The organism is Wolbachia endosymbiont of Drosophila barbarae (assembly GCF_044752445.1).
GTDB classification, from domain to species: Bacteria; Pseudomonadota; Alphaproteobacteria; order Rickettsiales; family Anaplasmataceae; genus Wolbachia; species Wolbachia pipientis.
In genome coordinates, this window is record NZ_JBIXJM010000032.1 from 1 (window position 1) to 8,048 (window position 8,048).

Consider the following 8,048-nt stretch of genomic DNA (forward strand, 5'->3'; position numbering starts at 1 on the left):
ATACCAGAATAATAAGCTACTGATATTCTCCACCTTTTTTATCTTTAATCCATCATAGCTAGCGATGCAATAAAGCCCACCGATTCATTCTACTGCAACGCAGAAAATTCGTACAATTGTACATAATGTGGGGCTTCTGGCTACATTTTTCTATTGAACTCACCTTTTCTCTATGTGACAGATTTCGTATTAAATTTTAAATTTAATGCGCCTAGATATACAAGCATTCCTAGCAAAACCATAGGTATAGAAAGCAACTGCCCCATAGTTAAATCAAGCCACAAATAGCCAATTTGATAGTCTGGTTCGCGAAAAAACTCAACGAAAAAACGTGCTATTCCATACCACATAACTGCAATACCAGTTAACGCACCGTGATACAGTCTTATTCTAGTTAAGAAAAACAGTGAATTTGCAACTGCAAAAAGTAGCAGTCCTTCAAAAAGTGCCTCATAAAGCTGGCTTGGATGATGCAGCAAATTATCACCACTCTCTGGAAATACCATACCCCATGGCATAGTTGTAACTCTGCCAAATAACTCTCCGTTTATAAAATTGCCTATGCGACCTAAAAATAAACCTATGGGAACTCCGCAAGAAACTAGGTCCAGTGCATAAAATGTAGGGATATTATGTCTTTTACACGAAATTATTACTGCAAGCAAAACTCCTATAGTACCACCATGAAATGACATCCCTCCTTCCCAGGTCTTCAATATCTCAATAGGGTTGCTTATATAAAGAACTGGATCATATATCAATACGTAGCCAAGTCTACCTCCAAGGATAATACCTACAATAGTGGCTGTTAATAACGAATCGTAAAAATTCTTAGTAAATATTTTTTGGTCATCTAGCCTATGTAAATACCAATATGCAAACACTATACCCAAAACGTAGGCTAAGGAATACCAATATATAGAAACAGGACCGATGCTGAAAATTACTGGATTTAAAGACATATTTTGCTATAAATTATTTTTAGACAATCTACTTTTTTCACGATCCCACTCTCTCTGTTTTATGGTTGCTCTCTTATCGTAGAGTTTTTTTCCTTTTACAATGGCAATTTTAGTTTTTGCAAATCCTTTATCGTTAAAATAGACCGAAAGCGGCACAACAGTTATCCCAGCAGTCTTGATTTGACCAATTAGTTTATTTATCTCCTTTTTATGCAAGAGTAATTTACGTTCCCTTTTTGGTTTATGATTTTTTCGGTTCGCAGCTTTATATTCTGCAATATGCATATTGTGCAGCCATACTTCGCTATTCTTTTCAACAACGTAGGCGTCGGAAATATTTACTTTTCTTTCTCTTAGCGATTTAACTTCACTGCTTAATAAGACCATACCCGCTTCAAATTCTTCTAAGATGAAATATTCAAACCTTGCTTTCCTATTTTCTGCAATAACTTCCATATCTAAAGATATCTTTAAGCTTCAATATATTACAGAGTTTTTGACTTAATTCATAATAAAACAGTTATCCCAATAAATATAAGGTGCCAGGCTAGTCTGATAGCAACAGGATAACAAAAATCAAGTAAGTGCTTTTTCTGTCTCTCTAGGCACAAGTTCCTTTACTTCTTTCATTTCAGTTTTAGGCTTTGACATTATATATTGACCAGCACCAACTATGAGCGCAGATCCTGCAGCTAGTCCAATTATTGCTGGTACAGATAGGGCAGTAGCAAATGCAAGTGCAACACCAACTATCACTGCAGTTACAAAACACACAATAACACCTTTTACAATTGCATTTTTTGCAGATTGTTCTTTTTCTTTCACAATTGCATTTTTTCCAATTTGTTTTTCTTCCTTTTTCTCTGGAAGCTGCATTACATCTTTATTTTCAGTAAGATCCTTTGGCGTTTTTTTATTCTCATTTTTTAACGTTTGCTTTTTTTCCGCTTCCTCTAAAAGCTGAATTATACCTTGATATTTAGTAAGGTCTCTTGGCGTTTTTCCATCAACATCTTTTAATGAAGGGTCTGCTTCAGTGTGTAGCAGAACTTCCACCACTTTTATTTTGCCATTTTCAGCAGCAAGATGTAAAGGAGTACGTCTATCACCATTTTGTGCATTAACCTTTGCTCCTTTTGCGATTAGAGTTTTTACTATATCTTCGTGGCCATTTTCAGCAGCAACATGCAAAGGAATCCATCTATCAGCATCCTTTATATTAACATCTGCTTTCTCAACTAGAATTTTTACTACCTCTATGTGGTTATTTTCAGCAGCAAGATGTAAAGCAGTACATCTATCATCATTTTCTGCATTAACCTTTGCTCCTTTTTTGATTAGAATGTCTACTACATCTTTATGGCCCTTTTTGGCAGCAAGATGTAAAGGAGTCTTGTCCTTAATACCTTTTGCATTAACATCTGCTTTCTCAACTAGAATTTTTACTATCTCTATGCGGTTCTCTTTAGCAGCAATATGTAAAGGAGTATATCTTTTATTATTTTGTGCATTAACCTTTGCTCCTTTTTTGATTAGAATGTCTACTACATCTTTATGGCCCTCTCTGGCTGCAAGATGTAAAGGAGTCTCGTCCACAATACCTTCTGCATTAACATTTGCTCCTTTTGCAATGAGAGTTTTTACTACATCTTCGCAGCCCTCTCTGGCAGCAAGATGTAAAGGAGTACATCCATCATCATCTTTTGCATTAACGTTTACTCCTTTATTTAATAGGTTTTTCACCTCCTCCTCATTATTATGTTTAACAGCTGAATGCAAAGCTTTGATGTTCTCTTGTGCCTTTAATAGAGCTTCTTTTACCGCTTTATGGCCTTTTTGAGAAGCAAATGTTAAAGGAGTCCATTTATAATGGTCTTTCGCATTAACATCTGCTCCTTTTTCAATTAGAGTTTCTACTATATCTTTGCGGCCATTTGCAGCAGCAAGATGTAAAGAAGTCCACCCATCACTATTTTTTGCATCAACGTTGATTCCTTCTGCTTTTGATAGAACTTGTACTATCTCTTTGTGGCCATTTGTAATAGCAAGATGTAAAGGAGCCCATCCTTCATCATTTTCTGCATTAACATTTGCTCCTTTTCCAATTAGAGTGTTTACTACATTTTTGTGGTTCTTTTCAACAGCAAAATGTAAAGAAGTCCATCCATTACCATTTTTTGCATCAACAATTGCTCCTTTTCCAGTTAGAATGGTTACTACATCTTCGTGGCCATAGTGAGCAGCAATATGTAAAGGAGTAATTTTATTATCATGTTCTGCATTAATATCTGCTCCGTTTTCAATCAGAGCTTTTGCTACATTTGCACAGTTCCAATAAGAAGCAAGATGTAACAATTTGACTTCCTTAGAATTTTGACCACGAGATATAGTAAATATGTAATTTATGCCAGATCCACTATCATTGTCAGGTTTACTCTTTTCCCACTCTTGACATAAATCTGGATCTTCTTCTTGTAACTTAGCTTTTATTTTTTCAACTATATTGTCCTTGCTCAAATCTGAAAGGTCATTTATTTTTTTTAATATTTCGATAAATTTATTATATTCCATAACTTCCTCACTTAAAATACATAACTTAGTTGTTATATCTTTTAACATAGAAGTCAAGAACCTAAATATTCGTTATTATCTTTCCTTAAAGAGTCATTTTAGTTATATTACAGACTATGAAAAACCTCAACTTTAGGAAGGAAATCAAGTTTTTTTCTCTGTCATTTATAATTTTATTTGTTCTATGGACTGTATTGTCTGGTTATTTTGAGCCGTTTTTTATTTTTTGTGGAGTGTTTTCCTGTATATTCACATCGTTTATCTTTAGAAGGTTGATAAACGCTGAAAGAGCTCTTAGCCAGATTTTAAATAGTACGAGTAGACTGTCGTTTTATAAGTTAGTAAGTTATATACCATGGTTAATGTACCAAATCATTTTATCAAGTGTTTATGTAACAAAAAAGGTGCTACAACTCAAATCTAAGCTTGAGCCAATCATTATCCTAAGAAAATGCAAAGGGCATAATGATGAAAGCATTGCGTTATTTGCCAATTCAGTCACAATCACTCCCGGAACTTTAACTATCAATGTTGAAAGTAAGCAGAAAACATATTTCTCTACCATGTATTTGATAGATAAAGATCTTGAAAGCGGCATTTCTGAAATAGAAAATAAAATCTTAAAAATACTACGTTCAGTTAAGTAATTGCTTTAAATAAGTTAACAGCATCCTTATATTCCCTTACAAGACTTTCAAGCATTTCTTTTGGAAGGCTATTGTTAACAATAGAACATAAATAATTATACAAATCTTCTAACCTTAATACGTTATTTCTCTTCTTGCTGTTGAATTTATACGGAAAAATATCTTCCATAACTTCAATAGTAGTAGCCTTGTTTAAAAATACATTTTCACTTGTCACGCTTATTCTTGCTAAAACAGTGTTAATTTCAGGTTCGTCACTCGTATAAAAATCTGATAGCTGAGTTATTCTAATAACGTACAAAGTTACTATTTTTGACAAGCAATTATCAGCATATTCACAATTTTTTATTACCTCCCACTGAGTAACCTGAGATTTACCTATTTTTGCATTGTTCGGTAATTTACTCATTGAACTTTCTCCATTTAATCCAGTGTAATAAATTATACTAATACTTTGTTAAATAAATAATAACGCGATTACAAAAATATATACTTATAGTAGTATATTATACAAAAATAGCACAATATCTAAGCATTAAAGCTAGTTTTAGCTGGGTACATGGGGCTATTCGTTATTTTGTGTTGTCCAGTGAGGTCCAAAATTAGAGGTCCACTTATATAAAGAGTTTAGTCTGCCTTCTTTGCTATAAAATAAGTTTTCCTTTTGAGCTGTTTTGTTAGTATTAACTAAATTCTAAACTAACTGTGCTATAATGAAAAAGATAAAACTCGGAATACTAATTTCAGGTAGGGGGTCGAATATGCAGGCCTTAATAGAAGCATGTCAAGATCAGAATTTTTCCGCAGAAGTTGCATGTGTTATCACAAATAATAGCGAAGCTGCTGGTCTGAAAATAGCAGAGCAAGCAGGAATCTCAGCGTTTATTGTTAAAGATAAACCGCTTGATGCTGGTAAAATTCACGAAATACTTGTTCAACATAAGGTTGATTTAATTTGCCTTGCAGGGTTTATGAGAATTCTCAAAGCTGATTTTCTGAGTAAATGGCATAACAAGGTGATAAATATTCATCCCTCTTTACTTCCGTCTTTTAAAGGCCTAAACGCTCAAGAGCAAGCTCTAAAAGCAGGTGTAAAAATTACAGGTTGTACTGTACATTATGTCACTCCTGAAGTTGATGCTGGAGCCATAATTGCTCAAGTTGTTGTACCAGTGTTACCAGCTGATGATATTCAAAGCCTCTCAGAACGCATTCTAGCTGAGGAGCATAAGTGTTATGTAGAAGCAGTAAGGTCAATAGCAGAAGATATATGACTGTAATAATTATTGACCTTGAGCGTTTTTTCCAACTTCAACAAAAAATAAATTTTCAGGTTCCAGTAAAGAACTTGCCAGTTCGTTTACTTCCTCTAATTTAACATCATTAATGATATTCGCATAATTATTTATACGGTTAACATCACGATCATTTATCTGCATATTATCTAGCAGCGTTGCTGTATTTGTGTTATTGGACAGGAAAAGGACAAGATTATTTACCAAGCCAATTTTTGCATCCTTGAACAATTGTTCGTCAATTCCTTGCTTTTTTATTCTGCTAAATGTATCTTTTACTGCTGATATAGCTTTGCCAGCAGTAGAACTATCAGTACTTATAAATCCAGATATAATATTTCCATGTTTATTGGAAATAATACTTGCATAAACACCATAAGTAATACCCAAGTTTTGCCTCAGTTCTGTCATTAATATTGAATTCAGCCTCATGCCACCAAGTGCATCAATTAAGACACCAGCGTTATAATAATTAGGATCTTCATAAGCTATACCTTTTTGAGCAAAAAGTATCACACTCTGTGGTATATCCATAAAAATATTCTTACTTTCTGCAGAACCAAAATTATTTTTTAAAGGTATTTTTCTAACTTTTGATCTTTTTGACGGCAATTTAGATAAATATTTATCTAATAGCGTAATAATTTCTTCTTTTTTTGTACAACCAGCAACACTGATAACTATGTTATCTTTAGCAAAATTACGCTTTATGTATGTTAAAACATCGTCTCTAGTAATGCTCATTATAGTATCAAGAGTACCGTACACACTTTTTGAGTAAGGATGTTTTTTAAACAATAACGTATCTAATTCTTTTCCAGCAACAAAATAAGGATTTTTTTCAAGATTATTAAAATCAACTTTGGCTTTCTCGAAAACTCTATTCAACCCTTCAGGGTCAACTTTAGGACGCATTATAGTATCGCTCAGTAATGAAATTGCTTCCTCTAGATTGTCAGACAAAGTATTTAATGAAACCCTAAATGCTTCTAAATCAGCAATAAAATTTAAACTAATCCCTTTATCTTCAAGCTTTTTCGCAAAATCTTTGGCATCATTTTTTCCTGCCCCTTCTTGGATTACAAGAGAAGTAAACCAAGCAAGCCCCTGTTTTTCCTTATTCTCATACACATACCCTGCATCCTTGAACGATATATTTAGTGAAACTTTTGGCAAATCATGATTTTCTACAAATAAAAACTTAAATCCTTTACGGGTAGTGACCTCCTCTATATTTAGGTTACCACTTGCTTGTAAATTAAAGCCTAGACAGAAAAAAAATAGAAATATAATTTTACTTATTCTCATTATTATCTCCTTTTGGTAATAAACGACCAATTAACTTATTAGCAGAAAAAATAGCACGGATTTTATTATTTACATCCTCTAGATTGACATCATTAATCTTGCTATATGAAATATCTATTTCATCAAGTGGAATACCAAGTGCAAGGTGTGGCACATAGAACATCGCTATATGAGTTAAGTCAGATAGATTATCAAACTGTGCTGCCTTATACCTATATTTTGAGCTTTGTAATTCCTCGCTCGTCACCCCTTTAGATACGAAGCCATTAATAGCATTATCTAACTCTCTTTCAACAATATCTAAATTAGCGCCACTTTTTGGAATTATCATAATATCAATGTAGCCATCACTAAAAGCTAGGCTATTATAATAAGCAAACACTGATACTGCCACATCTTTATCTAAAACCAAATCTTTATACAGTTTGCTGGATTTGCCGCCACCTAAAATGTCAACCGCTAAATGAGCAGCAGAGGCTTCATTTATGTGATCAAATAAGGGAACACGATAACGAAAATATAAAACTGATTCTTTTACTTCAGTGCTCTCTAAGGTCACCGATAGACCTGCATTATGCACTGGATCCTGATTTGGGTAATGTCTCATTACAGGCTTAGCTTTAATTTCGCCATATTTTTCTTCTGCTAATTTCACTACTTCATCAAACTCCACATCACCCACAATCAGCAATATTGCATTACCAGGGTGATAATAACTATCGTGAAACCTCACTATGTCATCCTGATTGTAAGTTTTGATATCGCTCTCCCAGCCAATAACAGATCTACCATAGCCATTACGGTAAAATGCACTATCCATTTCTTCCCACAACAAGTTATGAGGTTGGTTATCAAATCTCATTTTTCTTTCTTCCAGTACAATGTTTTTTTCTCTATCTATTTTGTCTTGAGTAACATTAAAATTTCCCATTCTATCTGCTTCAACTTCCATTGCCAGTGGTAAATCTTTTTTGGGGATCAACTCAAAATAACAGGTATATTCTTTAGTGGTAAATGCGTCAAATTGAGCCCCAATGCTACTCATAGTGGCTTCTATATCTGTGAACTTCCCTGTAGTTTCAAACATTAAATGTTCAAAGTAGTGAGCCAATCCTGCTTTGCCGATTGGATCATCCATTCCCCCAACTTTGTATATTACTGCATGTAAAACGGCTGGAATCCGATGATTAGAAACAACATAAACATCTAGTCCGTTACTGAGTTTAGTATATTTTATGTTGTGCTCTATGTTTAAAGCATTCGAA

General features: G+C 33.8%; 8 protein-coding genes. 2 read left to right on the plus strand and 6 right to left on the minus strand.

What is annotated here, in order from left to right; translation table 11 throughout:
• Positions 1-170 precede the first annotated feature (170 nt).
• From lgt to ACIPNH_RS00365, 3 genes are all read right to left on the minus strand, one after another.
• Positions 171-962: a prolipoprotein diacylglyceryl transferase gene (gene lgt, locus ACIPNH_RS00355; RefSeq protein WP_400770818.1), complete on the minus strand. Its 792-nt coding sequence runs from the start codon at positions 960-962 to the stop codon at positions 171-173.
• A 6-nt stretch (positions 963-968) separates the two neighbouring features.
• Positions 969-1,418 carry an SsrA-binding protein SmpB gene (gene smpB, locus ACIPNH_RS00360; protein ID WP_007548863.1) on the minus strand — a complete coding sequence of 150 codons (450 nt, stop codon included), beginning with the start codon at positions 1,416-1,418 and terminating at the stop codon, positions 969-971.
• Positions 1,419-1,538: 120 nt separating this feature from the next.
• A complete protein-coding gene (locus tag ACIPNH_RS00365; RefSeq protein WP_400770820.1) occupies positions 1,539-3,581 on the minus strand; it encodes an ankyrin repeat domain-containing protein in 2,043 nt (680 codons plus the stop codon).
• 68 nt (positions 3,582-3,649) lie between these two features.
• On the opposite strand from ACIPNH_RS00365, the gene ACIPNH_RS00370 reads away from it, so the two are divergent.
• The gene (locus ACIPNH_RS00370; protein WP_006280659.1) at positions 3,650-4,180 is read left to right on the plus strand and encodes a Na+/H+ antiporter subunit E; all 531 of its coding nucleotides are present in this window, start codon (positions 3,650-3,652) and stop codon (positions 4,178-4,180) included.
• Here ACIPNH_RS00370 and ACIPNH_RS00375 read toward each other — a convergent pair.
• The gene (locus tag ACIPNH_RS00375) at positions 4,173-4,589 is read right to left on the minus strand and encodes a hypothetical protein (RefSeq protein WP_400770822.1); all 417 of its coding nucleotides are present in this window, start codon (positions 4,587-4,589) and stop codon (positions 4,173-4,175) included. The genes ACIPNH_RS00370 and ACIPNH_RS00375 overlap by 8 nt on opposite strands.
• Positions 4,590-4,893: 304 nt before the next feature.
• On the opposite strand from ACIPNH_RS00375, the gene purN reads away from it, so the two are divergent.
• Positions 4,894-5,454 carry a phosphoribosylglycinamide formyltransferase gene (gene purN / locus ACIPNH_RS00380; RefSeq protein ID WP_010082490.1) on the plus strand — a complete coding sequence of 187 codons (561 nt, stop codon included), beginning with the start codon at positions 4,894-4,896 and terminating at the stop codon, positions 5,452-5,454.
• 9 nt (positions 5,455-5,463) lie between these two features.
• Here purN and ACIPNH_RS00385 read toward each other — a convergent pair whose 3' ends face one another.
• Both ACIPNH_RS00385 and ACIPNH_RS00390 read right to left on the minus strand, forming a co-directional pair.
• A complete protein-coding gene (locus ACIPNH_RS00385; RefSeq protein ID WP_400770825.1) occupies positions 5,464-6,783 on the minus strand; it encodes a M16 family metallopeptidase in 1,320 nt (439 codons plus the stop codon).
• A partial coding sequence (locus ACIPNH_RS00390) for a M16 family metallopeptidase (protein WP_400770828.1) occupies positions 6,770-8,048 on the minus strand: 1,279 nt, incomplete at its 5' end. The genes ACIPNH_RS00385 and ACIPNH_RS00390, both read right to left, overlap by 14 nt.

Coding starts and splice junctions, on each gene's coding strand:
- lgt (WP_400770818.1), bottom strand. CDS start 962: ATGTCTTTAAATCCAGTAATTTTCAGCATCGGTCCTGTTTCTATATAT.
- smpB (WP_007548863.1), bottom strand. CDS start 1,418: ATGGAAGTTATTGCAGAAAATAGGAAAGCAAGGTTTGAATATTTCATC.
- ACIPNH_RS00365 (WP_400770820.1), bottom strand. CDS start 3,581: ATGTTAAAAGATATAACAACTAAGTTATGTATTTTAAGTGAGGAAGTT.
- ACIPNH_RS00370 (WP_006280659.1), top strand. CDS start 3,650: ATGAAAAACCTCAACTTTAGGAAGGAAATCAAGTTTTTTTCTCTGTCA.
- ACIPNH_RS00375 (WP_400770822.1), bottom strand. CDS start 4,589: ATGAGTAAATTACCGAACAATGCAAAAATAGGTAAATCTCAGGTTACT.
- purN (WP_010082490.1), top strand. CDS start 4,894: ATGAAAAAGATAAAACTCGGAATACTAATTTCAGGTAGGGGGTCGAAT.
- ACIPNH_RS00385 (WP_400770825.1), bottom strand. CDS start 6,783: ATGAGAATAAGTAAAATTATATTTCTATTTTTTTTCTGTCTAGGCTTT.